The organism is Maridesulfovibrio sp. FT414 (genome assembly GCF_050916235.1).
Taxonomy (GTDB): Bacteria; Desulfobacterota; Desulfovibrionia; order Desulfovibrionales; family Desulfovibrionaceae; genus Maridesulfovibrio.
The window spans coordinates 3,462,310-3,485,623 of record NZ_CP104854.1 but is presented as its reverse complement, the minus strand read 5'-3'; the positions used below and the strand labels follow the sequence as shown (position 1 = coordinate 3,485,623).

General features: G+C 53.6%; 23 protein-coding genes. 8 read left to right on the top strand and 15 right to left on the bottom strand.

Annotated elements, in window-relative coordinates:
• Window positions 1-168 precede the first annotated feature (168 nt).
• From N7E73_RS15505 to N7E73_RS15490, 4 genes are all read right to left on the bottom strand, one after another.
• Window positions 169-2,253 (bottom strand): RHS repeat domain-containing protein, encoded by a 2,085-nt coding sequence (locus N7E73_RS15505; RefSeq protein WP_432735811.1) that lies wholly within the window; start codon window positions 2,251-2,253, stop codon window positions 169-171.
• A 308-nt stretch (window positions 2,254-2,561) separates the two neighbouring features.
• Entirely contained in the window at window positions 2,562-3,494 is a 933-nt protein-coding gene (locus tag N7E73_RS15500; RefSeq protein WP_432735810.1) for a carbohydrate kinase family protein, read from the bottom strand.
• A gap of 119 nt (window positions 3,495-3,613) precedes the next feature.
• On the bottom strand, window positions 3,614-3,931 hold the full coding sequence (gene cutA / locus N7E73_RS15495) for a divalent-cation tolerance protein CutA (protein ID WP_432735809.1): 318 nt from the start codon (window positions 3,929-3,931) through the stop codon (window positions 3,614-3,616).
• An 8-nt stretch (window positions 3,932-3,939) separates the two neighbouring features.
• A complete protein-coding gene (locus N7E73_RS15490; protein ID WP_432735808.1) occupies window positions 3,940-4,227 on the bottom strand; it encodes a c-type cytochrome in 288 nt (95 codons plus the stop codon).
• 130 nt (window positions 4,228-4,357) lie between these two features.
• On the opposite strand from N7E73_RS15490, the gene nth reads away from it, so the two are divergent.
• Genes nth through N7E73_RS15475 form a run of 3 tightly spaced genes read left to right on the top strand, consistent with a single transcriptional unit; the run spans window position 4,358 to window position 6,800 of the window.
• Window positions 4,358-5,020, top strand: coding sequence for an endonuclease III (gene nth / locus N7E73_RS15485; protein ID WP_432735807.1), 663 nt, complete (start codon window positions 4,358-4,360; stop codon window positions 5,018-5,020).
• On the top strand, window positions 5,020-6,156 hold the full coding sequence (tgt, locus tag N7E73_RS15480) for a tRNA guanosine(34) transglycosylase Tgt (RefSeq protein WP_432735806.1): 1,137 nt from the start codon (window positions 5,020-5,022) through the stop codon (window positions 6,154-6,156). The genes nth and tgt overlap by 1 nt, the downstream gene beginning before the upstream one ends.
• A 59-nt stretch (window positions 6,157-6,215) precedes the next feature.
• Complete coding sequence (locus tag N7E73_RS15475; protein ID WP_432735805.1) at window positions 6,216-6,800, top strand: YdcF family protein; 585 nt, start codon at window positions 6,216-6,218, stop codon at window positions 6,798-6,800.
• Window positions 6,801-6,865: 65 nt separating this feature from the next.
• Here the strand turns inward: N7E73_RS15475 and N7E73_RS15470 are convergent, their stop codons facing one another.
• The 6 genes from N7E73_RS15470 to N7E73_RS15445 all read right to left on the bottom strand — a co-directional run bounded on the left by N7E73_RS15470 (window position 6,866) and on the right by N7E73_RS15445 (window position 16,104).
• Entirely contained in the window at window positions 6,866-7,639 is a 774-nt protein-coding gene (locus N7E73_RS15470) for an ArsA-related P-loop ATPase (RefSeq protein ID WP_432735804.1), read from the bottom strand.
• 13 nt (window positions 7,640-7,652) lie between these two features.
• Window positions 7,653-9,530: an anaerobic carbon-monoxide dehydrogenase catalytic subunit gene (gene cooS / locus N7E73_RS15465; protein ID WP_432735803.1), complete on the bottom strand. Its 1,878-nt coding sequence runs from the start codon at window positions 9,528-9,530 to the stop codon at window positions 7,653-7,655.
• Window positions 9,531-9,718: 188 nt separating this feature from the next.
• Window positions 9,719-10,369: a Crp/Fnr family transcriptional regulator gene (locus N7E73_RS15460; protein ID WP_432735802.1), complete on the bottom strand. Its 651-nt coding sequence runs from the start codon at window positions 10,367-10,369 to the stop codon at window positions 9,719-9,721.
• Between the two features lie 44 nt (window positions 10,370-10,413).
• The gene (locus N7E73_RS15455; RefSeq protein WP_432735801.1) at window positions 10,414-11,838 is read right to left on the bottom strand and encodes a YihY/virulence factor BrkB family protein; all 1,425 of its coding nucleotides are present in this window, start codon (window positions 11,836-11,838) and stop codon (window positions 10,414-10,416) included.
• A 53-nt stretch (window positions 11,839-11,891) separates the two neighbouring features.
• On the bottom strand, window positions 11,892-15,143 hold the full coding sequence (locus tag N7E73_RS15450; protein WP_432735800.1) for an AsmA family protein: 3,252 nt from the start codon (window positions 15,141-15,143) through the stop codon (window positions 11,892-11,894).
• Window positions 15,144-15,252: 109 nt separating this feature from the next.
• Complete coding sequence (locus N7E73_RS15445) at window positions 15,253-16,104, bottom strand: damage-control phosphatase ARMT1 family protein (RefSeq protein ID WP_432735799.1); 852 nt, start codon at window positions 16,102-16,104, stop codon at window positions 15,253-15,255.
• 194 nt (window positions 16,105-16,298) lie between these two features.
• On the opposite strand from N7E73_RS15445, the gene N7E73_RS15440 reads away from it, so the two are divergent.
• From N7E73_RS15440 to N7E73_RS15420, 5 genes are read left to right on the top strand one after another with little or no spacing between them, the layout of a single operon-like run.
• Entirely contained in the window at window positions 16,299-16,571 is a 273-nt protein-coding gene (locus tag N7E73_RS15440) for a hypothetical protein (protein ID WP_432735797.1), read from the top strand.
• Between the two features lie 12 nt (window positions 16,572-16,583).
• On the top strand, window positions 16,584-17,441 hold the full coding sequence (locus N7E73_RS15435) for a P-loop NTPase (RefSeq protein WP_432735796.1): 858 nt from the start codon (window positions 16,584-16,586) through the stop codon (window positions 17,439-17,441).
• Window positions 17,442-17,444: 3 nt separating this feature from the next.
• Window positions 17,445-18,302: an ATP-binding protein gene (locus tag N7E73_RS15430; protein ID WP_432735795.1), complete on the top strand. Its 858-nt coding sequence runs from the start codon at window positions 17,445-17,447 to the stop codon at window positions 18,300-18,302.
• A gap of 47 nt (window positions 18,303-18,349) precedes the next feature.
• The gene (locus N7E73_RS15425) at window positions 18,350-18,721 is read left to right on the top strand and encodes a CGGC domain-containing protein (protein ID WP_432735794.1); all 372 of its coding nucleotides are present in this window, start codon (window positions 18,350-18,352) and stop codon (window positions 18,719-18,721) included.
• Window positions 18,722-18,729: 8 nt separating this feature from the next.
• Complete coding sequence (locus tag N7E73_RS15420; RefSeq protein ID WP_432735793.1) at window positions 18,730-18,975, top strand: FmdB family zinc ribbon protein; 246 nt, start codon at window positions 18,730-18,732, stop codon at window positions 18,973-18,975.
• 199 nt (window positions 18,976-19,174) lie between these two features.
• Here the strand turns inward: N7E73_RS15420 and N7E73_RS15415 are convergent, their stop codons facing one another.
• The 5 genes from N7E73_RS15415 to lpxD all read right to left on the bottom strand — a co-directional run bounded on the left by N7E73_RS15415 (window position 19,175) and on the right by lpxD (window position 23,314).
• On the bottom strand, window positions 19,175-19,987 hold the full coding sequence (locus N7E73_RS15415; protein ID WP_432735792.1) for a transporter substrate-binding domain-containing protein: 813 nt from the start codon (window positions 19,985-19,987) through the stop codon (window positions 19,175-19,177).
• Between the two features lie 204 nt (window positions 19,988-20,191).
• The gene (locus tag N7E73_RS15410; RefSeq protein WP_432735791.1) at window positions 20,192-21,019 is read right to left on the bottom strand and encodes an LpxI family protein; all 828 of its coding nucleotides are present in this window, start codon (window positions 21,017-21,019) and stop codon (window positions 20,192-20,194) included.
• A 3-nt stretch (window positions 21,020-21,022) separates the two neighbouring features.
• Entirely contained in the window at window positions 21,023-21,820 is a 798-nt protein-coding gene (gene lpxA, locus N7E73_RS15405) for an acyl-ACP--UDP-N-acetylglucosamine O-acyltransferase (protein WP_432735790.1), read from the bottom strand.
• Entirely contained in the window at window positions 21,820-22,284 is a 465-nt protein-coding gene (gene fabZ, locus N7E73_RS15400) for a 3-hydroxyacyl-ACP dehydratase FabZ (RefSeq protein ID WP_432735789.1), read from the bottom strand. Before fabZ ends, lpxA begins: the two co-directional genes overlap by 1 nt.
• Window positions 22,277-23,314 (bottom strand): UDP-3-O-(3-hydroxymyristoyl)glucosamine N-acyltransferase, encoded by a 1,038-nt coding sequence (gene lpxD, locus N7E73_RS15395; protein ID WP_432735788.1) that lies wholly within the window; start codon window positions 23,312-23,314, stop codon window positions 22,277-22,279. The genes fabZ and lpxD overlap by 8 nt, the downstream gene beginning before the upstream one ends.

Below are 23,314 nucleotides of genomic sequence, written 5' to 3'. Positions count from 1 at the left end.
ATCGAAGATACTAGATACCATGACAAATACAATGAGAATAACTCCAAGCTACCTATAGGTTAATGACCTATCCTCTTTAGAACATGAAGAACAAAGAACCTTAACTCCGACAGTGTAGAAGTAAAAAAAGAATATAACTATACGAATGTGTTCACAACATTTGTATCCTCACTTACTCTTATCTTTATACTCAGTTCTTCGCAGACCAGATCCTGATTTAGCCTTAGACCTCTCGGTTATTCTTTTCGACACTTCTGGTATAACTTTGTTTTCTACTATTGATTCTGCGGCCCCTATTGCAAACCCTACAGGATATAACGCGTTGCTGAATGGCCCCAATTTACTGGCACCGCGCTTGACAGCTTTTTTACCCTGCTTATGGCCTTGTTCTGCCATGTCATTAATTATTTTCTTTTTATCAGAGCTGACATATTTCCCAAATTTCATATAATCTTCACCTTCACCCATAAATATATCAGCTGTTTCAGATACAGCTTTACCTGCTGCTTTACTCCCTGCCTTTACCGCTTTAGCTGTCGCATCAGAAACTTTTCGGATGAAGCCCTTTTCTTCACTATTAGTGGGCTCACCCTGTCCAGCCCTCCTATCCGCACCAGCAAGCTTCTTCTTTTCAATAGAGGGACTAGAGTTATCGGTTCCGGCTTTTTTATCATACCGTGAAGGCTCTCCATATCTATCAGCACCAGAATACTTCTGTTTTGAAGACTCTTCCACAGCTTCCTTCTCTGACGAAACATCATCACGGTCAGTTCCAGCCAATTTACTGCTCCTGACCTCCTCTTTTTCCTCCTCGTTTCTTCCAACCAGCCCAACCCGATCCACAAAATTAACCGGATCATCCAGACAATATCCATAAACATCCACATCGCCACCCTCATCCCCCAGCGGATCGGGCGAGATGAACCTGCCGATGGCGGGGTCGTATTCGCGGTAGCCGAAATGGATCAGGCCGGTGTCGGAATCGTACAGACCTCCGGCGAAGGTCATGGGGTTCACGAAATCTGGATTGCTGTCCAATATCTTTCCGCCGAAAGAGTCATATAGAACATCCTTTACATTATTACCGGACAAATCAGCAACACTAAAGACGCTGCCGAGCTGATCCGTTGCCGCAACGTACTGTTTTCCCCAACAATCCATACCGGCCACATGACCCTGATCATCATACTGATACCGAATAAGGCCCAGTACGTTTTCAACGGCGCTCAGCGTAATCAGGTCCGCCCACTCGTAACGTTCACGCAGGCCGCCGTTGACCAGCTTGGCGCACCGGAAACCGTTTCTGTCGAACCGGTAGCGAACCACTCTCCCATCGGGCAACCGCACCTCGCAAAGCTGGCCGGTGGACAGATATCCGTAACCCGTCACCACTTTGGAATCCCGCTTCTCGACCAGAAACCCGTCCTCGTCATACAGGTAGAACGTATCCCCGGCCTGCACGAGCTGCCCCTGACCGTTGTAACGATACTGAACCGGACTGCTGCCCGACACCTGCGAATAAACACGCTGTCCCGCTTCGCTGCAGCGGTAGAATTCAACCGGTTCTCCTGCGTAACGCACCAGTTGCAACCTGCCTTCGTCGTCGTACTCGTAGCCGAGCACATGGTCCCCGCCAGCCGAGAGCAACCGCTTTTCCACAATCCTGAGCGAGTCATCACGCCGGACGGCCAGTGCTGCGAATTCCTTCCCTTCCGGGCTGCGGAACCGCTTCACATCTCCACCAATCGCGGGGAAAGCAACGCCATCGCGCTGCATCTCATCACGCAGGCTCTCCCCGGTGCCGGATTGCGGTTCGCGTTGCGGCTGTGCACTGAGCCGCGCTTTCTCTCGGCGCAGAAATTCCATGTACTCGGAACCTATCTCGCTGCCGTAGGAGGTGTTCCGCAATCCCTGCACCAGCGGCAGGTCCGGGTTTTCCTGCATGAAGCGGGCGTGGACCATGCGTTTCAGCTGTGCGTGTCCCGCTTTTTCCTCCTGCCACTCCCACTGCCTGCGGTCCCATCTGGCCTTTACGTCAGGTTTCATCATGGACGGGTACATGCGATCACCAGGGGTGAAATCTGAAAAGTCCGGCTTCGGGTCCGCCAGCCTCTCACCTGTGGAGCGGTCCACAATCTCCCAGAGATTTTCGAGCTGCTTTTCGGGCGGTTCATTTTCGCCGTAGAGCACCTGTCCGGTGGACAGGTCTTTGCGGTTCCTGCGCTGCACGGTGTAGCGGTTAAAATCAAACATGTTAAATCCTCATAATTAAAGGTTGCCTACGTCTCCTTACTCTTCCAATTCAAGGAGGTTGCATCTGCCGCAACCTTTCCCGTACAGCACCGGGCGGACATTTTGCAGGTAACTCAGGTCCGCCTTGAGTGATTATGAGACTTTTTCGATGAAAACAAAAACGGCGGCTCCAACCAAAGTCGGAGCCGCCGTTCAACTGTATCTATTTATACTAAAACTGCCGTTCTGGAATCACCTGCAGCAAAGCCTTTTCAAAAGATTTAAATCTCTCCCTAAGGTCGCCGAAGACATTCCGTAAAAAATCCTGCCTAGAACTTGCCGAAGTTTTCCTCGTAACGAGCCCAGAACTCTTCTTCAGTGTAGGAATGTTCCTGTGTTCCGAGCTTCTCAACGCAGTAAACAGCGCTTACTGCACCAACGTGAGCCGCTTCAACAAGGCTTCTGCCCATGGCTAGGCCTTTGATGAGTCCTGCGCGGAATGCATCGCCGGCACCGGTGGGATCTTCAACCTTATTGGCCTTTGCAGCGGGTACGGCGGTTTCACCGTCCTTTTCCACGACCAGGCAGCCCTTTTCGCCAAGGGTAACGATAATGGAATCGCAGATTTCCATGAGCTCAGCGCGGGTCTTGCCGGTGGACTTCATGATCATTTCAAGTTCGTAGTCGTTGGCAACAAGAATCTTGCAGCCACCGATCATTTCAAGAAGCTGTTCACCGTTGAATGCGGGGATATTCTGGCCCGGATCGTAGATGTAGGCTACGCCCTTCTCGCGGTAGACCTTGGGGAAATTCTGCATGTCGGCAAGGTTGCCGGGGGATACAATGGCCAGGGTATCCGCAGGATCAACAGCTGAAAAATCATAATCGCAGGAGTATTTCATGGCACCGGGGTTGAAACCGGTGATCTGATTGTCGGACTTGTCGGTGGTGATGTAGGCCCCGGCGGTGAACTGATCGTCAACGCGCTTGATGCCTTCGCGGGTGATGCCGTTTTCATCCAGCCATTTTTCGTAGCCGTCAAAATCCTTACCGGCAGTCCCGAGGATAACAGGCTTTTCATCAAGCATGGACAGCGCATAGGCTATGTTTCCGGCAGTTCCGCCGAAGCGTTCATCAAGGCCGTCCACCAGAAAGCAGACGTTGAGCATGTGGATCTTGTCGGGCAGGATGTGGTCGGCAAAGCTGCCGGGAAAGCTCATAATTCTGTCGTAGGCCAGTGAACCGGAAACTAATATTTTCATCTAATGGAACTCCTTGATGGATTGGGATTACGGCAAAAAAGGATCTGCCCGCATATGTTTTGCGGGCAGAGATTATGCTTTATCAAGCTGCAAAGTCAACAAGGAGGCCGGGGTCGGTCCTATTTGGACGTATAACTTTTCACCCAGTCGAAAAACTCCTCATTTCCTTTTTCGGACTTCAGGGCAACAATGCATGGACAGTCATAGCTGTGCAGTTGCCGGGCCGTGGCTATAAGCTGGTCCAGCCTGTCCTCCGAAGTTTTGGCCAGAAGCACCGCCTCGGACGATGTTTCGAGCCTGCCGTCCCACCAGTATATGGACTCCATTTTGTCGATGATGTTCACGCAGGCGGCAAGATGACGCATGACAAGTTCACTGCCTATCTCGCGGGCCTCCTCCGCGTCACCGGTCGTGATATATACCAGATGAACGGACATCAGCCCTCCTATTCACAGACAGGCTTGGTGCCCGGCTTGGCATTGGCCAGATAGTTGCTGATCATATCGAGTTCTTCGGCGGTAACGGTCATACCCATGTCGGCCATGCGCTGGTTCGTCTTCTTCCAGGCGGCAAGATCCTTTTTGCCCAGAGAGCGGCAGATTCTTTTCACACTGTGACAGGCCGCGCATTTGGACATGACCAGGCCGGACCCGTCTTCAGCGGAAGGGGCGGTAACGGCAATGCCGGAAACAGCAAGAAGAGCAGCCGCCACAACAGGTAAAACAAATTTCATGTTGAATTCCTCCGGTTGTTTTATTTGGATAATACAGTATTTGACAATACAGGCAACATCTATAACCATCCTGCCTGTTCAGATGATCGTTGTAAGTTATAAAAAGAAATGATAGCCCCACATTCATCTTATGAAGAAGAATACCCCCGATAAAAAAACATTGCAAAGGGCAAAAGATATTTACGCCCGACTGATTACGCGTTATCCCGACCCGGCCCCGGAGCTGGACTGGAAAAACGCGTGGGAACTGCTGGTCGCAACGGTTCTTGCCGCGCAGTGCACGGACGTGCGGGTAAACAAGGTCACCCCGGAACTTTTCAACAGATGGCCGGGCCCTGAAGCAATGAGCAGGGCCGAGGTCAGCGACATTGAAGAAGTCATCCGCTCTACCGGGCTTTTCCGCAACAAGGCCAAAAATCTGAAAGCCGCCGCGGAGCTGGTCATGGGCGAATTCGGAGGCGAACTGCCCCGAACCATGCAAGAGATGACAAGGCTGCCCGGAGTGGCCCGCAAGACAGCCAACATAGTGCTTTCCAACGCCATGGACGTGCACGAGGGGGTTGCGGTCGATACCCATGTAAAAAGGCTTTCCTTCCGCATGGGATTTACCACCAGCACCAACCCGGACGTGATCGAAAAAGACCTGATGCCCCTTTTTGAACAGCAGAACTGGGGAACGGCAAACCACCTGCTGGTGCTTTACGGACGCGAAATATGCTCTGCCAGAAGCCCCAAGTGCGATATATGCCAGCTTAACGATATCTGCCCGAAAAACGGACTCGAGAAAAAATAATGACTGAAGAAAAGAAGAAACCAGGAACCTTTACGGTCCACGCCACAGACGGCAATGCACGTCGAGGAACCCTTGTAACCGCCCATGGAGAAATCCAGACCCCGGTCTACATGCCCGTAGGCACCCAGGGGTCCGTAAAAGCCGTACCGCCCCGTGACCTGCGCGAGATCGGCTCCCAGATCATCCTCGGAAACACCTATCACCTGTACCTGCGTCCGGGGGATGACCTCATTGCAAGGCGCGGCGGGCTGCACAAATTTTCCACATGGGACCGCCCCATTCTGACCGACAGCGGAGGCTTTCAGGTCTTCAGCCTTGAATCAATCCGCAAGATCACTGAACAGGGAGTTGAATTCCGTTCGTATATTGATGGTTCCAAGCACTTTTTTTCACCGGAAAAAGTCATCTCGATCCAGAACAACATCGGCTCCGACATCATGATGGTGCTTGATGAATGCGTAGGCTACGGCAACGACCGCGACTACACAGCCCGTTCCCTTGAGCTGACCACCCGCTGGGCCAGACGCTGCCGCGAAGCCTACCCCGTGGGCTCCGGCGACCAGCTGATGTTCGGCATCGTACAGGGCGGTTTCCACAAGGACCTGCGCGAAGTCTCCCTTGAACAACTTTCCGAGATTCCTTTCGAAGGTTACGCCATCGGCGGTCTGAGTGTAGGCGAACCTATCCCGGATATGTACGACATCCTGCAGCACATCGGTCCCAGGCTGCCCTTTGACAAGCCGCGCTACCTTATGGGAGTGGGTACACCCCTCGACATCCTTGAAGGCATCGCCAACGGCGTTGACATGTTCGACTGCGTGCTGCCCACAAGAAACGCCCGCAACGGAACCCTCTACACCAGCCTCGGCAAGGTGAATATCAAGCGCGCCGAATACCGCGAGGACGACTCCCCGCTTGACCCCAACTGCGACTGCTACACCTGCCGTACCTTCAGCAAAGCATATCTGCGTCATCTGTACACTGCCAAGGAGCTGCTGTCCTATCAGCTCAACTCGATCCACAACCTGCGCTTCTTCCTCAAGCTCACCGAGCAGGCCCGTGAGGCCATTGAGAAAGGAACCTTTGCGGACCTGCGCAAAAAATACGAAGCCGTGTACGAGCCGGCGACCAGATAATGAAGACTGCAAAAGCTTTATTCACATTAATCGGGGCACTTACTGTTACGGGACTGCTATTGTCAGCAATCCTTTTTCTGTTCGCCACGGCGATACTGGAGCAGGAGGATACTCTTGAAAGTGCAGACGCAATTGTCGTGCTCGGCGGACAGTATTTCCGGCCCATCTATGCCGCGGAACTGTTCCACAAGGGCCTTGCCCCGGTCCTTCTGGTCAGCAAGCCCATAACCATGCCGGAAGAAAGGGAAATTCGCCGCATCGGCGTAGCATTTCCGTACCAGTGGGAAGCTATCCGAGACATTCTGCTGAAAAAAGGAGTCCCTTCAGATAAGTTCAGGTTTTTCGGGCACGCCAATATGAGCACCCTTGAGGAAGCTGAAGAACTGAAAAAAGTACTGACACCGGAAATAAAAAAACTGATCGTGGTGACATCCCCTCTGCACACCCGCAGGGCAGGCCTCATATTCCGGGATGTCCTTCCCCCTGAAGTCAGGATTATTGTTACCGCTACCCCGTACGATAAAGGACACGGGCTCTGGTGGAAAGATTTCCGCATCGCGCCGTTTGTACTTCTTGAAGTGGCAAAAACCGTCTATTTCGAACTAGGCGGGGGCTTCAGAAGCAGCGACCAACCGGCTAATTAATCCAGTTTCAATCAAATAAAAACGGCGGTTTTGACATCAGGTCAAAACCGCCGTTCCTCATTATACTAGCTCAACGCAGCAACAATCCTTTCCATTATCGCATCCAGCTCCACGGACTCGGGCAGATTCAGCACGTTTCCGTCGGTCATCTGCCTTTGCACAAGCCCGCCAAGGACCGGTATCGTGAACCGGCGATCAGGAAGATGTTCCAGCTCCGGAGGATCACCGCCCATGTAACGGTTGATGACCAGCACCTGCCTGTCCAGCCCAAGCTCGGACGCCATGCGCCCTACTTCCGAGGCAGTACTGAAACTGCGCATGGAAGGCTCGGTAACAACAACGAGACCGTCCACATGCATGGCCGTACCGCGCCCCAGATGCTCCACCCCGGACTCAAGGTCAACAAGCACGCAGTCCTGACTGTCCATGACCATACTGGCCAGCAGCGCCTTGAGCAGCGCATTGGCATCGCAGGCACAACCGCCCCCGGCATTGGAAAGCCCACCCATGACCAGCAGCCGTTTCCAACCCGGAACTACGCCGGGGAAAGGCTCCTCATGGAGCGGAACCTCCACGGCAAGCTCCCGTGGCAAATCCCCTACATCCGGGTTGAGATTAATGAACCCCTCCGCATGAATCCTCTCCCTGACCAGATCTGTTCTGGACGAAACCGGTTGGGGCAGCAGTTCCGGAGCAAGCCCGGAAGCCTGCCCCAGTGAAAGAGCCGTATCCGCGTCGATCATCCAGACGTTATGTCCGCTGCGGGCCAGCCAGTCAGCCATCCATGAGGTTACGGAAGTCTTACCTACGCCGCCCTTGCCTGCGAATGCCAGCATCATAAACGCCTCCGCTCTACTCGCTGAGTCCCAGTGCCTTACGCTTGGCCCTGATCCGCACGTCAAACAGCTCTGCGGTCTTGACCGGGTCAGGTTCAATGACAAACGATGCCCCGACCAGCTCTTCAAGACCGGATACCGCAATATTGGTAACGGTTTCAGAACCGAGAATGTTCGGCGGATGCCCGAGATGGGTATATATTCCGCTGGCAACGGCATAAAAACCGATGGCAGCGGCTTTTTCGGAATACCATTCCGGGGAGGACGCGCCTACGGGCAGATCGCTTATGTCCACGTTCAGTGCGTCCGCAAGGGCAGCACAGAGCTGCAGGATACGGGAGTTGTCCACGCAGGAGCCGTAATGCAGAACCGGCGGAATACCCAGCGCTCCGCAGACCTTTTTCAAACCCGATCCGGCCATTTCAATGGCATCCGGGACGAGCAGTCCGGCCTTGCCGGCGGCGGTGGTCACACATCCGGTAACGATGACAAGAATATCCTTCTTTATCAGCTCCTTTGCCAGGCCAACATTCATGGAATCCTGCTGAAACTTGGGATTGTTGCAGCCGACAATACCCACTGCCCCGCGAACATCACCGGCGGCAATGGCCTGAACCAGCGGATCAAGGGAACCGCCGAGAGCATTGATTACCGCCTCGTTGGAAAAACCGGTCATGATCTCCACTGGTTCACAGGGGATATCCACACGGGACGGGTCGCGCTCGGTATAGGCTTTTACAGCAAGACGCACTATCTCGCGGGCCTGTTCCAAGGCGTTATGCGGTTCAATATCAAAATGGGTGGCCCCGGTGAAACGGGCCTTGGGTGCAGTATCAATGAATCTGGTATGATAACAGCCGGAAATCTGAACAAGGCTGGGCATGATGCACTGGTAATCAACCACAACAGCCTCTACGGCCCCGGTGAGGATCGCCAGCTCGGTCATAAGATGGTTCCCGGCCATGGGTATGCCCTTGCGCATGAGCAATTCGTTACCGGTGCAGCACAGCCCGGCAATGTTGATGCCTGCGGCTCCGGCAGCCTTAGCCTCGGCAACAATCTCGGGATCGCGGGCCGCGGCGAGAATCATCTCGGAAACCACCGGGTTGTGGCCGTGTACAAGAATATTGACCTTGCCTTCCTTGATTACGCCGAGGTTGGCTTTTGACATGGACGGGGACGGGGTGCCGAAAATAACGTCAGAAAGCTCGGTACCAATCATGGAGCCGCCCCAGCCGTCGGAAAGGGATGTGCGGGCGGCATGGATGAGCGTATTGGGTGCATCGTTATCACAGCCCATATGGGTGCGGTGCATCATCTCGGCAATTTCGCGGTCGATGCCGCGCGGGGTCATGCCCAGTTTTGCCCAGAGTTCACGCCGCTTCTTCGGCGCACGGGACAGAAAGGACACCTGCTTCTTCCTGCTGCCGAAATCCGCAAAAAAACATTCCATGGCATCACGGGCCACATCCATGATGTCACGCCCTTCGGTTTCAATGCCCACCTCTGCGGCAATGCGACGCAGCTTGTCCTCATCGGTAATCCGGTAATCCATTGTCTCGCCTTCAACAATAGCCTCAAGCACCTCGATGAGGTCACGGCCATGATCAGAATGCCCGGCCGAGCCCCCGGCCACAAAACGGCCGAAGTTCCTTGCAACCACAACGTCAGCGTCTGCGCCGCAGACCCCGCGCGGGGATTTCGGGGTGATCTTGCACGGCCCCATGGTACATATACGACAGCTTGTACCCAGCTCGCAGAACTTGCAGTGCGGCGTCTGCTGCTGCAGCCTTTCATGAACAGTCTCTATGCCCTCGGCCCTTGCCTTGCTGATCATTGCGCGGGCATCTTCCCATATGGACAGTTCCTCAACCGGACGGAGTTCTTTTGCCATTAACCTTTCCTCCCTGTTTGCCGGAAGCAGATTAATTCCTGCTCCCGAACTATTCCTGTTGAATAGAACTAAGCCATTATCGAAGTTATGTTTGTCGGATATCCGACAAAAACAGTATATTTTTTTAATTTTGATGAGCTTCGCGCTTATGACAATTTGATTTCGCCGCCAGCATAAAAAATGGAAGACTAACTTTCAGCAAGCAGCTTGAGCTGATCCATGTCTGCGACCAGCCAGCGGGAACGGCCACGGCTGATGAGAACGCCGTCGCGCACGAGGTTGTTAAGGAGAGTTGATACGGTCTGGCGGGTTGCACCGAGAAGGAGGGAAAGCTGTTCGGTGGTAAGGTTCAGATTGATTTCGAGGCCCTCTTCAGTCACCTGCCCGGATTCGGATGTTTCCTTGTACAGGTAGCCGCAAAGACGGGCATTTATGTCCCTGAACACGAGTCCGTGGATAACGGAAAAGGAATTCTGCAGAATTTTTCCCAAAACCCGGACCATGGTGCGGTTGAAAAGCGGTATCTCGGCCATGCAGCGTTTGACGGATCTTACATCGGTGACCAGCAGCATGCCGTCTTCATAGGCCTGCACAAAGCACCCCGCATGGCTGGAGTAAAGATCACCGGGTTCGAGGATTCCGAGGGTGAATTCCTTGTCCCCGTAGGCGAGATAGATACGCACACGCCCTTCCGCCACTACGAAAACCAGATCCTCCCCGGCCTCCGGGCTGAACACAATGGCCCCTTTTTTCACCCTTCGCTCGGAAAAGACTCTGCGTATCTCCGAAAAATCGATCCGTTTCAGCTCATCAAGAAGATTTATACCGGAAAATTTCATATTTCACCCCCTTACCAGAGGGATGCCTGAAAAAGAACTCCCTGTCACCTGTATTCGCCCAGATCGGTTTCCGATCCGTTGGCAGGGCCCTTGACATCAGCCGGTTCAGCAGGATTTCCCTCAGCCCCGGCAATGTATTGGCGCATGTCATCGGCACAATTACTCAGGTTTATATCAAGGCCGCTTGACCGAATGAGCTCCTTGAGCCGGTTCATCAGCGAGGATACATAGTCCATGCCGCGGCTGTCTATCCGTGATGAAGCACCCTCCCCGCTGCCGGAAATAATGCTTAACACCCGCAGAATGCTCACATGCCGGGGCGAAAGCGCAAAGCTGTAAAACTCATGATCACTATCAACCGCACGGAGAAGAATACCGGCGTCCACAAACTTATCCAGCAAGGGATCAATAAAATTGACCGGAACCCCGATCTCCCCGGCCAGCTCGTCCAGGTCATACGGAGGTTCGGCCCGGTCAAACCGCAGGGCCATCAGACTCAGGGCCAGCAGTGAAAACTTCTGTTTATCCTCAATCCCGGCATCGGGCATGAACCGCTGCTGCCGGTAGAGCATGACATTCTGCACAGCATAACTGATCTCGGAGCCCAGCAGCACAATGATCCAACTGAAATAGAGCCAGAGCAGAAAAAGCGGCAACTGGGCAAAACTTCCGTAAATTGCATTGTACTTGGTGACACCTATCTGCCAGTTAATGTAGGCCCACTGGGCCATATGCCAGATTGTCCCGGCAACGACTCCACCGGCGAAAGCACTGCCGACCCGCACCCGGGTGTTGGGCATAAAGGCATAAATAAAGGTAAAAGCCAGCCAGATCAGCACCAGCGGGGCCAGCTTCATGACAAATGTTTCAAGTGCCGAAACACCGTAAATACCCTCAAGGGAATGCAGCAGGGTCTGGCGGCGGATGGAGATGCTGACGCTGGTCGCAACGATTACTGCCACCGGGCAGATGAATATCACCGAAAAGAAGTCCGTAAACTTGCGCCAGAAAGTGCGCCCGTGGGTAACTTTCCAGATGACATTGAAAGCTTTCTCAATGGTTCCTACCGTGGAAAGGACCGTGAAAAGCAGGGTTGCAATACCCACCCAGCCAAGGGTCTGGACGTTGGTGTTGTCCACGTATTCCAGAATCTTGACCACCACGTCCTCACGACCGGCCGAAACCTTGAGCAGCATGTCGTAAATGAACTGGGAATCCTGAAAGCCCATGCCCTTCATCAAAGAAAAAGCAACCGCCACAAAAGGCACAATGGAAAGCATGGTGGTAAAGGTCAGTGCCGACGCCCGGATTATACACTGGTCATTCAGGAAACCGAGAATCACCAGATAAGAAACGCGCGCAAACGTGTAAAACCACCTGACCGGAGCAATAACCTGACGCGAACTCCAGTCCCAGATATCGTGCAGAAAAAAATCCACAACCTTCTGACCCAATCTCCCACCTGTCATCTCAGTCTCCTTTTATAAGGATGCCGCCGGAGGCATAACTTTATAAAAACATATCAGAAAATCAGATCCCTGAAAAACATAAAAGACTGTTCCGGAAGACCGAGCACATCGCCGAGCACATCACCCCAGCGTTCGAGCCCTTTGACTTCGACTTTGGGATCGCTCAGTTTTCCGGTAACGCTCACATTCACTCCGGTAAGCGCATCGAGTAAGGCATTGACAATCTTGAGATAAAGGTTGGGCAGTTTGATAATATCCGCATCAACCCGAAGGTTTATTGAATCTTTCGGGAAGCTGAACCCGCCCTTGGCTGTAGCGGTCAGATAATCAGTCTTGAGCAGGAAATCCTCTACCCTGAAATTGCCTTCCTTCCCGTTGATTGAGCCCTGCATGAGAGAGAAGGAGGTCGGTTTGGCGGGCTTCTTCTCCTTCTTGTCCTTCGCAGCCGTGGCTTCGAACAGGTAGGAACCGTCGGTTATCTTGAAGGCGAGACTTCCGGTCATTGAATCGGTAAAATAGGTGTTGGCCGAAGAACTGCCCTTGAGCTTCAAGGAGGCATCGGTTCTGCCGTTAACGCAATCTCGCCCTACGTAATCCACGAAGAACATCCCGGCATCAAAACCGCGTCCCTCGAAATCAGAATCAAGGGTAACGGTCCCGTTGCGCAGTCCAAGGTCGAGATTACCGGCCAGATTGCCATTGTGGAAATCCGCCTTGATGTTGCGGATGCCGATAACGGCCTTCTGCATATCCACATCCGCACTCACCCTGCTGCCGCCGAAATCGAATATACGGAAATAATCACAGGAGACCTTGCCTGTGGCGTTGATGGCTCCGAGCAGACCGTCCGGGAACTCCCATTCCGGCAGCCGGGCATCAAACTCATCCTTGCCGCCGGAGGAGGCTGTGGCATTGCCCTTCTCCCCGATATCCGGGGGCAGGAAACGGTCCACATCCACATTCTGGCCGTTGACGATGAAATTGAGCACCGGCCTGCTGAAATCAACCAGCTCGAAGGTGGCATCCGCGGTGGCGTTATCCAGCCGCGCACGGTTGACCCGCAGATTCAGGTTCTCCCCGTTAAGCTGGAACGAACTGTCCAGCTCAACGGAATCGAATCCGTCAGGGGCCTGTGTCTCCGGCTTGGCAATGCCGAACAGGTCGAAAATCTCGGAACATTTGACGCTGTCCAGCATGAGAGTTCCGTCCGCAAAGGCTGTTTCCATGCCCAGACGCTTGGCCTCGACGCCGCCGTGCAGGTTTATCCCGCCGCTTTTAAATGAAAATCCGCCGAGCTTGAACTCGCGCTGCTTGAGGCTGCCCTCTCCGGCAACTGAAATCTTGAAGGCTTTTTTCAGCACCGGCATACCGGTACCTACTGCAGAAATCTCAGCCGCGCTGTTTCTGAGCACAACCTGATCAGGATAGACCCGGTTGCAGAAAACATCTCCGGAAAAAGTTGTGGCAAGCTTCATATCCGGCTTGAGCAACCCGGCTGTCAGGGTCAGCCCCACCCTGCGCCCGACCAGCCCGTCCGGGGCCTTTCCGGCAAGGGGAGCCCCCTTCAGATCCAGTTTGAGATCTTCAAGGTGGAAATTCCTGTACGTGGCTGGAATATCCTTGTTTTCGAGGCTTGCAGCAACACCCTTGCCCTGCAACCCCACCTCGAATCTTAGATTGCGGACCAGTTCCACCAGCGTCTTGCCCTGAGAGGCAAGAGTCCTGAGCTTGAGCCCGGCCTTGCCGGATCGGAAGGTGATGGCATCCGTTTCCATGGGAATACGGCTCAGCGAGAACGGCGCAACCTCCCCGTTACCGGAAAGGTACAGGGTATCCTTCTCCTGTTTCTCGTCAAAGGCCAGATCAGCCCGCAGGGAAAAATCACCGTCCAGATACGATCCCTTTCCTATACTCAGGGAAGCGACTTTCGGTCCCGGAGATACGGCCAGCCTTACCGTCTCAAGCTTCATTCCGTCGTAAACAAGGCTGCCAAGCTCAAGCCGGCCCCGGCAGGGAATGCGGCGCACCAGTTCGGCAATAACGGCCTGCCGCAGCTCCTCACCACGCTCGGAGCCCAGAACAGGGGAAGATTTTTCGGGATTCTTCTTATCCGGCCTTACCCCCGGTTGCGGTCCTGCATGCTTGAAAATACGGGCATAAGGGTCCAGCAACAGTTTGTCCGCATAAACATCGAACTCAACAAAAGGATGGGTGTAGTCGGAGAGAGAAAATTCTCCCTTTATGGTCGTGTCGTCCACCTTGAGAATCATGTTGCTCAGGGACGTTTTATCCAGCGAAGACTGGAAATCCACGGAAAATGACGCGGAGTTCAGGATGTCCTTGAACCCTGCAGGAATGGGTTCCGGAGTGAATTTCGAAAAGACTGCCTTGGGATCAAAGCGGGTGGAATGCAGATTTCCCTTGAAATCAGGGTCGTGGTAAATATTTTCACACCTTGCGGAGCCGGAAAGGCGCATTCCGCCGCCCTGCACCACAAGGCCCTTCACGTCCACAAGACCGTCAACAAGGTTGAAATCAAGATTGGCTATGGCCTGAAGGGATTCTTCCGGGCCGAGCAGTTCGCTGCTGCGCACGTCCAGAGACAGGGAAGTCTCGGAAAGGGATAATGACCGCTGCGACAGCGAAAAATCAACCAGCCCCTTGAGTCCCAATTCCGCACTCAGGGCGAAAATATCGGTCTCCAGTATGGCACTTACATCGAATGCCAGCGGAGTGTCCTTGCGCAGCAGCCCGGTGCGCAGATTCACACCAGAAACGTCAAAGGAATTACCTGTACCGAGGTCGGTATAGAAACATGTGGCGTTGACAACGCTTACCCCGCGAACGGAGATGGACCGGAAAAAAAGATCGATCGGCTCGGATGAATCGGCAGGCTTGCCGTCACCGACCACCGGCAGATCAAGCCTGCCGTCATGGCCGCGGTCCAGCCGCAACACAGGTGAATCGACGATGACGGTATCAACTTCGAGCTCGCCGCTCAGAAGAGGAAGCAACCGGACCTTGAAATCGACGCTCTGAACCGTTAGCTGGTTCTTGTAAGCCGAGCCCGGAGCAGCAGAAACGCTGACCGGACCGGTCTCCAGCCCCAGCCAGGGATAAAAGATCAGATCCAGGTTCTCTTCGAAAACAACCTTACGGCCCAATTTGTTGCTGAGCAGTGTCTCCAGCTCGTGCCGGGGCCCCTCGGATTCCAGATAAAAAACGCCACCCAGAGCTGCAGCCACAATGCAGGAGTCGAAAAGGATGAAAAGTATCCAGAAAAGTTGTTTTACTCTCAGCAGCACCGGAACAACCTGTGTCTAAAATTTAGCACGAACAAGGACATAAATCTAAAACACAATCCAATGGCAGGTAAAGAGAAGTATTGCCTAATTATACCGAAGTTACAAAAAGTTAATCCTCGCGACAGAAGAGGGAGGTCTTCATGGGATGCCCTGTTATATCGGCCACGACCGGGCATTTGACCTTGAAGGCATAGAACACGCCCTCCATGCTGCCCCAGAGCGATTCAAAATTGCCCTGCCCCTTGCTCAGCACCACAGGCGCATCTTCAAGACGGGCAAGGAACTCCGTGCTGCAACGGTCAAGGACCGTCCCCGGCGTATCAACCCCGGACGTAACAACCTCGCAGACATCGGTCATGCCTACAATGGCCGCATCTTCCATGGTGGCGTCATTGAGAACCTTGCTGCCGCGCACAGCATAGGTGACCCTGATGCCCTCATCGCGCAGCAGCCCGGCCAGAATTGTATCAAGCCCGATCTCCCCGGCATTGTCACCGAGCACCAGCAGGGACTTTTCCGCCCTGACACGCTCAAGGAAATACGCAAACAGCTCCCGGTCCAAGCCGTGCTCAAGTGTTTCCAGCTCGGACTCCCAGTCAAAACGCTCCATCACCGCGCAATCCATATAGTTGCCGATGATGGATACGCCCATGGCTGCCAGCAGAGGATCACTGCTCCCCATGACCCTGTCCCACACCTGCGGCAAAAGCTCCAGCACCCGGCTGTTGGCCTGCTCCTTCTGCTCTTTGAAAATATCCACCCCGCCGATGTATTCGGATGTCTCCCGAAACAGGCGCCCGGCAAGGGACGGCGGAGATTCACTCAGGTCCGCAGAGGCAAAACCGGCCGCCCAGTGCTTCATCACAACCTCATGCACATCCTCCTGCCCCGGGCAGGCGGCCCTTATTCCGGAGAGGGCCATTTTCAGAAAACACGGCAGACAGTCCAAACGAGTATTCATATCTTCACCTATGCCCGGCAAACACGGGCTTATTATGATCCATGCAGGAATAAAAACGGGCGCATTACAAGCCCGAAGCAGCTGAAAACCGGACTCTCACATCACACAACATACTGATTAAAATAAACTTTAATCTTCGGCACGACAGTTGCTCACTTCCAGATACCAATAACCAAAAAGAAGGAGCAAAATCAATGCCCGTTATTAACAGAATGCAGAATCGCTCCGACAGGCCGGGACAGGGTCTCGGTCCGTGTGGAGCTGGACAGGCCAGGGGCAGAGCCGCAGGCGGCCGGGGAATGAATGGAACCGGAGGCGGCATGAGAAGCGGAATGGGACGTAGAAACGGCATGTGCCGCTTTGCCACAACGGTCCGCACCGATGCTCAGTATGAAGAATCACTTGAGAGCCGCATCATTGAGCTGGAAGAAGAGAACCGCAGACTGCGTGAACAGATCTCCGAATAAGGACCGATATTAATGAAAATAGCAATAGCCAGCGGAAAAGGCGGCACAGGCAAGACGACCATTGCAGTCAACTTTGCCGCCTATCTTGATTCATTGGGCGTTGGCGTCAGCTTCACCGACTGTGATGTTGAAGAGCCCAACGCCCATTTTTTCCTGAAACCGGAGCTTGGCGCGGAAAAACCCGAAAACCTGCCCGTACCGGCAATCGACGAGGAAAAATGCCTCGGTGAATCATGCCGGAAATGCGTACAGCTCTGCCGCTTCAAATCCCTGATCTGGATGGTGGACGCCGTGCTGAGCTTTTCCGAACTCTGCCACGGCTGCGGGCTGTGTGAACTGGCCTGCCCTGTCGGCGCAATAGGTGAGGGACAGCGGGAAATAGGCACCACTTCCACCGGAAAGGCTGGCAACATCGATTTCACACGCGGACTGCTGCGCATCGGCGAAGCCATGTCCCCGCCGCTGATCAAGGCGGTGAAGAAACTTTCACCCCCGGCGGAAGTGAATATTCTGGACTGCCCCCCCGGCACCTCCTGCCCGGTGGTGGAATCCGTTGAAGGTGCCGACTACGTGGTGCTGGTCACGGAACCGACCCCCTTCGGACTGCACGACCTTGATCTGGCCGTGAAGCTGATGGACACGCTCGACATGAAATGCGGTGTGGTCATCAACAGGGCCGGCATGGGCGATGATCGTGTTGAAAAATATCTCAAGGAACAGAATATTCCGCTGCTGGGCTCCCTGCCGCACAGCCGCGAAGCAGCATCCGCATATTCAGGAGGTGGCCTGCTTTACGAGACCATTCCCGGACTGAGGGACATTTTCGCGGAAGTCTGGGCGGCAATTCAAACTCAGGTCAGCGGGGCATAACAAATGAAACAGTTAGTAATCATCAGCGGCAAGGGCGGTACAGGCAAGACCAGTGTTGTTTCCGGACTTGCGGCACTGGGGCCGAAAAAAGTACTTGCGGACTGCGATGTCGACGCCGCGGACCTGCACCTGATCCTGAACCCCACTGTGGTTGAAACCAGGGAATTCGTAAGCGGAGAAAGACCGGCTATCAATGCGGACCTGTGCATGCAGTGCGGGCTTTGCGCTGAACATTGCCGTTTTGACGCAATTTCGGACAACTTTGAAGTCATTCCCGAAAAATGCGAAGGTTGCGGAGTCTGCTCCTATGTATGCCCTGCGAAGGCAGTCACTGTACATCCGCGCAAATGCGGTCAGTGGTTCCGGTCCGAAACCAGATTCGGAACCATGATCCACGCCGCACTCGGTATCGGTGAAGAAAACTCCGGAAAACTCGTGACCACGGTCCGCAATGCCTCAGCCGAAGCGGCTGAACGGGACGGAGCGGAACTGGTGCTGGTGGACGGATCTCCAGGAGTAGGCTGCCCGGTAATCGCATCGCTCACCAACGCCGACCTTGCGGTTTTCGTTGCCGAACCGACCATCTCCGCCGTGCATGACCTCAAACGCGTGCACAAGCTGACCGAGCACTTCAGAATCCCCTCCATGGCGATAATCAACAAGTGCGGCATCAACGCTGATCAGGAAAACGAGATCCGCTCCTTCTGCGCTGAAAAGAAAATCATCCTCGCCGGGGATCTGCCCTACGATACGGTTTTCACCAAAGCCCAGATAAATGGGCTCTCCGTGGTGGAATACGACCAGGACGGAATGGGCAGACAAATGGAAAAAATATGGAGAAAGATGGAGAATCATCTTTAGCCGGATGATTTCAGCAAAACACACAAAATACGATTTAGGAGAAAAAGATGGCCAAGGACAAAATTCTGATCATCGGTTGCAAACGTACCATGGATGACACCTGTGTCGGCTGTTCCCGTTGCATGGTCGGCTTCAACCGCCGTGCCGGAGAATTTGAGCGTTATGACGCAGATGCAGAACTCATGGGCATCATGAGCTGCGGCGACTGTCCGGGCGTGGCAATAGTTCCGCGCATGGCCCTGATGAAGCTCTGGAATTCAAAGCTCGGTGAAAATCCTACCAAGATCCACGTTGCCCCCTGCCTTGCTGTCCATTGCCATCACAAGGAAACCCTGCTAGCCAAAATCAAGGCCAAGGCAGGATGCGAAGTGATCGAAGGCACCCATCCCTATCTCCCTGAAAACATTTTTGCAGAATAAAGATAACCATGCCCATATACGAATATAAATGCCTTGAGTGCGGAAGCGTCTGTGAAGAAATTAGCCGTGTCAACGGCAACCCCGGCCCCTGCCCTTCCTGCGGAAGCGAAAACAGGGAGAAACTCATGTCCTCCACTTCTTCGCTGACCGGCAAGGACACTCCGAACGTCCCTGACGCAAGGGGAACAGGCTGTTGCGGCTCAAGACCGTCCTCCAAAGGATGTGTTCCGGGTTCCTGCTGCGGCAAGGCCTGATTCAGGTCCTACCCCATTTTCAATTGTTCCCGCAGGCTCAAGACAGCCCTGCGGCTGCGGGACCGCCTGAAACCGAAAGCAATACAAAGATAAAGCTGAATTTAAGCGTTCTGAACATATGCTTAAATTCAGCTTTCTTATCTGCTGCGGGCAGATGTAATCCGGCTGCAGGAATTATTAACAGCGCGAAGTCAGTGCGTCATTGCACCAGACTTTCAAATTTTTCCCTGTAATCCCTATCGAAACGGCCCCGCATTTGTTCCGGGACCCACGGATTCAACAGATATTTGTAATCCCCGGAACGGATGGCTTCTTCAAGAATCTGGTCAATCCGACTGATGATTTTACGGCCCCATTCATTCCTGGGAGCGGCGAAATACCCTAACACCGGATCAGTAGGGCTGTCCTTACATTCCGCAAAGCCGATCTCCTCAACAGGATGGTTATTTACCGACGTGTAGTAAACAATCAATGGATCAGCGAAAAAAAAGTCAATACGGCCTTTCAGCAGGAGAGCTATCTGATTCTTGAGATCGGAGGAAGCGTAAGCAACTGAACTGTTGGACCCATACTTGTCAACGACCGGATTGAGCCCGGCATAATGGACTCCCCTGATGTAGCCGAGTCTATACCCGCCGCTGGAGAGGACCGTTTCCGGGTCCAACTGCCCGTCCTGAATGATTACCGCACCATCACTCTTCCTGATGACGGCCATAAGTCCCCAGGTCAAGCGGCATGGGAACTTAGAGAAACACAGGAACTCCTCACGCTCCGGCGTCTTGAACACCCCCGTAGCCACCCAGTGTTTCTCTTCCTGCAGTGACCGCATAATTCGAAGTGGCGACGCAACAAATTGCTGATGCCCGTATTCATTCAACCGGAACTGAAGGTACTCGGCAACATCAGGTCCTACGCCCTGAATGGTTCCGTCATCGCTGACCATAGCCAAAGGCGGAAGATCAAAAAAAGGCCAGTAGACAGTATTCTCGGCGCGGGAATGTTCAACGGTCAAAGTGATAAAAATCAGGGACCAACCGAAAACCCGAAAAAAACAGTACGCAACAGGTGATAGCCGCGCCCTTTGCGAGGGCGCGAAAAAAAAGCAGTAATCCAGATTCTCCATTCTAAGCTGTTCCTCCCCTTAGTACAGCCCCGACAAATCTTCAACCCAGCTATTTAATTTAGCATAATCAGGAACATATATCAAACAAATCAGTTACAAAAACCAGTCCTCCGTCAAACCTACAATACAGATACCGTTTCTGTCGGCAAACTCAACGGCCTTATCCAGATCGAAAAACAGACTCTTACCGGCTTCAACTCCCAGACAGGTTGCACCGAGTTCATGCATGCCCTGAACGGTCTTCAATCCGATGGAAGGCATGTCTACGCGATCCTCCTGGCCGGGCTTGAAAACCTTGACGATGCAGCAGCCCTTTCCTCCGAGTTCGCAACCGCGCCTGATTGCAGCGTCAGTCCCCTCGATTGCTTCGACCGCAGTAATGATCCCCTCGCGCAGAACAACACACTGCCCGATGTCGAGCCTCCCCAGCTCATGGGCAATACGCCATCCAGTTGCAAGATCCGTCTTTTCAACGTCGCTGGGACGGCGCTTTGTCAGCAGTCCTGCCGGGGTCAGCAATTGCGGCGCATAAACGTGCGGCCCTACAACCTGCATGCCCTCGGATTCAAATTCTCTTGTGATGGCCCGCAGAAGAACATCGTCCCCTTTTGTGGCAAGCTTGAAAAGAAGCTTGGCTGCACGCAGGTCCGGACGAACATCAAGGGCCTTGGGCTTGTTGATTGTTCCGGCCATGACAACCTTATTCACCCCGTTCTTCTTGAAAAAGGAGATAAGCCTGGAAAGCTGGCCGAGCATCAGCTCCACTGAATCATCCGCAAGCGCGCTTACTTCAAGATTGGAATGGCCCTTAAAAAAAACCGCCACAACACGATGACCCTGTGCTGCGGCGCCCTTTGCAACCAGGAGGGGGAACTGTCCCCCTCCTGCTATAAGACCGATTGTCTCGCTTTTAGTGCTCATATCTTATTCAGGACCGCGGTCGGCCGGACATATGCCCCTTTCGCTGGAGCGAATGAATTGAATAAGAGTTGTCACTTCAGGCACTTCTGAAAATTCCTTTTCCGCCATCTCAATAGATTCCTCTTTGGTCAGGCCGGAACGGAAAATAATGCGGTAAGCTTTCTTGATAGCCATGCAGGTCTTGGAATCAAACCCGTGACGGCGCAGGCCGATGGAGTTTGGCCCATGCAGCAAGCCCCGGACACCGGTAGCAAGCATATACGGAGGAAGATCCTTGGCAAAGCCGGACATGGCACCGAGGAACGCATAATCTCCGATACGCACAAACTGATGAATACCGGACATGCCGCCGATGGTGACATGATTGCCCACTTCAACATGGCCGGCAAGGCTGGATGCGTTGGCCATGATCACATGGTTGCCAAGTGTGCAGTCATGGGCAACATGGACATAAGCCATGAGCATGCAGTTGTTGCCGATGACAGTTTTGCCGTGCCCCTGCACTGTGCCGCGGTGTACAGTCATGTATTCGCGGAAAATGTTGTTATCGCCGATTTCAACAGTGGTTTCCTCTTCCTTGAAAGCAAGGTGCTGAGGAGGACCGCCGAGAACTGCACCGGTATGAACAACGTTACCACTACCCATGCGGGTAAAAGACTTGATCTGCACGTAAGCATCAAGACTGCAGTTATCGCCAATCACGGTATTGCGTTCCACAACGCAGAAGGGGCCGATCTTGACGTTTTCACCCAGCTGTGCGCCGGGATCGACGATGGAACTGGGATGGATTTCGGTTGCCACTACAGGGCCTCCTTATCGACGATAGCGGCGGCAACTTCACCCTGAGCAGCGACTTCACCGTCAACGGTGGCCACGCAAGTCATTTTCCAGATGTTCATTTTTCTTCTAACTTCGTTTACCTCAAGAACAAGCTTGTCTCCGGGGACAACGGGCCTACGGAACTTGAGCTTGTTGATACCGGTAAAGAGAAAGACCTTATCGTTGGTATCGATTTCCCCGGTGCTGAGCACGACCAGACCACCGGCCTGAGCAAGAGCTTCAACAATGAGGACACCGGGCATAACCGGAAGTCCGGGAAAATGGCCCTGAAAGAAAGGCTCGTTAACGGTTACGTTCTTGTAGGCACGGATACTTTCACCGGGAACGACCTCTTCGACCCTGTCCACCAGCAGGAAAGGATACCTGTGGGGAAGCATTTCCATGATCTTCCTGATATCAATAAATTCAAGAGCGTCTTTACTCACTTTCTTTTCCTCTGCTGAGTTCCGCCTCAAGAGCCTTTATGCGCTTCTCAAGAGCGGATATCTGCTTACCCATTTCGGGCAGTTTCTTATAATATACCGAAGCTCGCAGGAATCGTCCTTTTTCCTGAATCGGTGAACCAGCGCCCATGAAACCGGCGGGAATGTCATTGGTAACCCCTGCCTGAGCACCGATCACTGCACCATCTCCGATGGTGATGTTATCGACAAGACCGGCCTGGGCAGCAAGAATTACGCCTTTTCCGAGTTTGGTGCTGCCTGCAACGCCTGACTGGGAAATGACCAGACAGTCTTCTCCGGTTGTCACGTTATGGGCAATCTGGACAAGGTTGTCGATCTTGGAGCCGGCCCCGATTCTGGTGACGTCAAGGGCAGCGCGGTCAATACAGGCGTTTGCACCGATCTCAACATGGTCCTGCAGCTCGACTGTGCCGATCTGGGGGATCTTCATGTGCTTGCCTGAAACCTGCGCATAACCGAATCCGTCTCCACCGAGCACAGCACCGGGCTGGAGAATGACCCCGGTACCGATGACAGTACCGGCCATGATGGAACAGTTGGGATAGACAATGCATCCGGGTCCGAGAACGCAATCTTCGCCGATATATGCTCCGGCGAACACCTTGCAGTTCGGTCCGATTTTCGCTCCCCTGCCGATGAAGGCAAACGGGTAGACGGTAGCGGATGCATCGACTTCCGCCTCATCATGGATGAAGGCAAGCGCGTGGATTCCCTCAAGGCAACCCTGAGGACGGGAAAAGACATGCATGGCCTTTGCAAGGTCCATGTACGGATTTTCACTGATCAGGGCAGATTCAACGCGGTCGGCGTACTTCTCTTCGAGCACCACTGCAGCTGCTCTGGTAGTCTTGAGCATGGGTTCATACTTGGCATTGGCCAGAAAAGACAACTCAGTCGGTCCGGCCAGCTCAAGGGTGTTCAGCCCGGTAATATCCCTGTCGACGCCGGAATGTTTGAGGCCCAGAAGACCTGCAAGTTCGGAAAGCAGCAT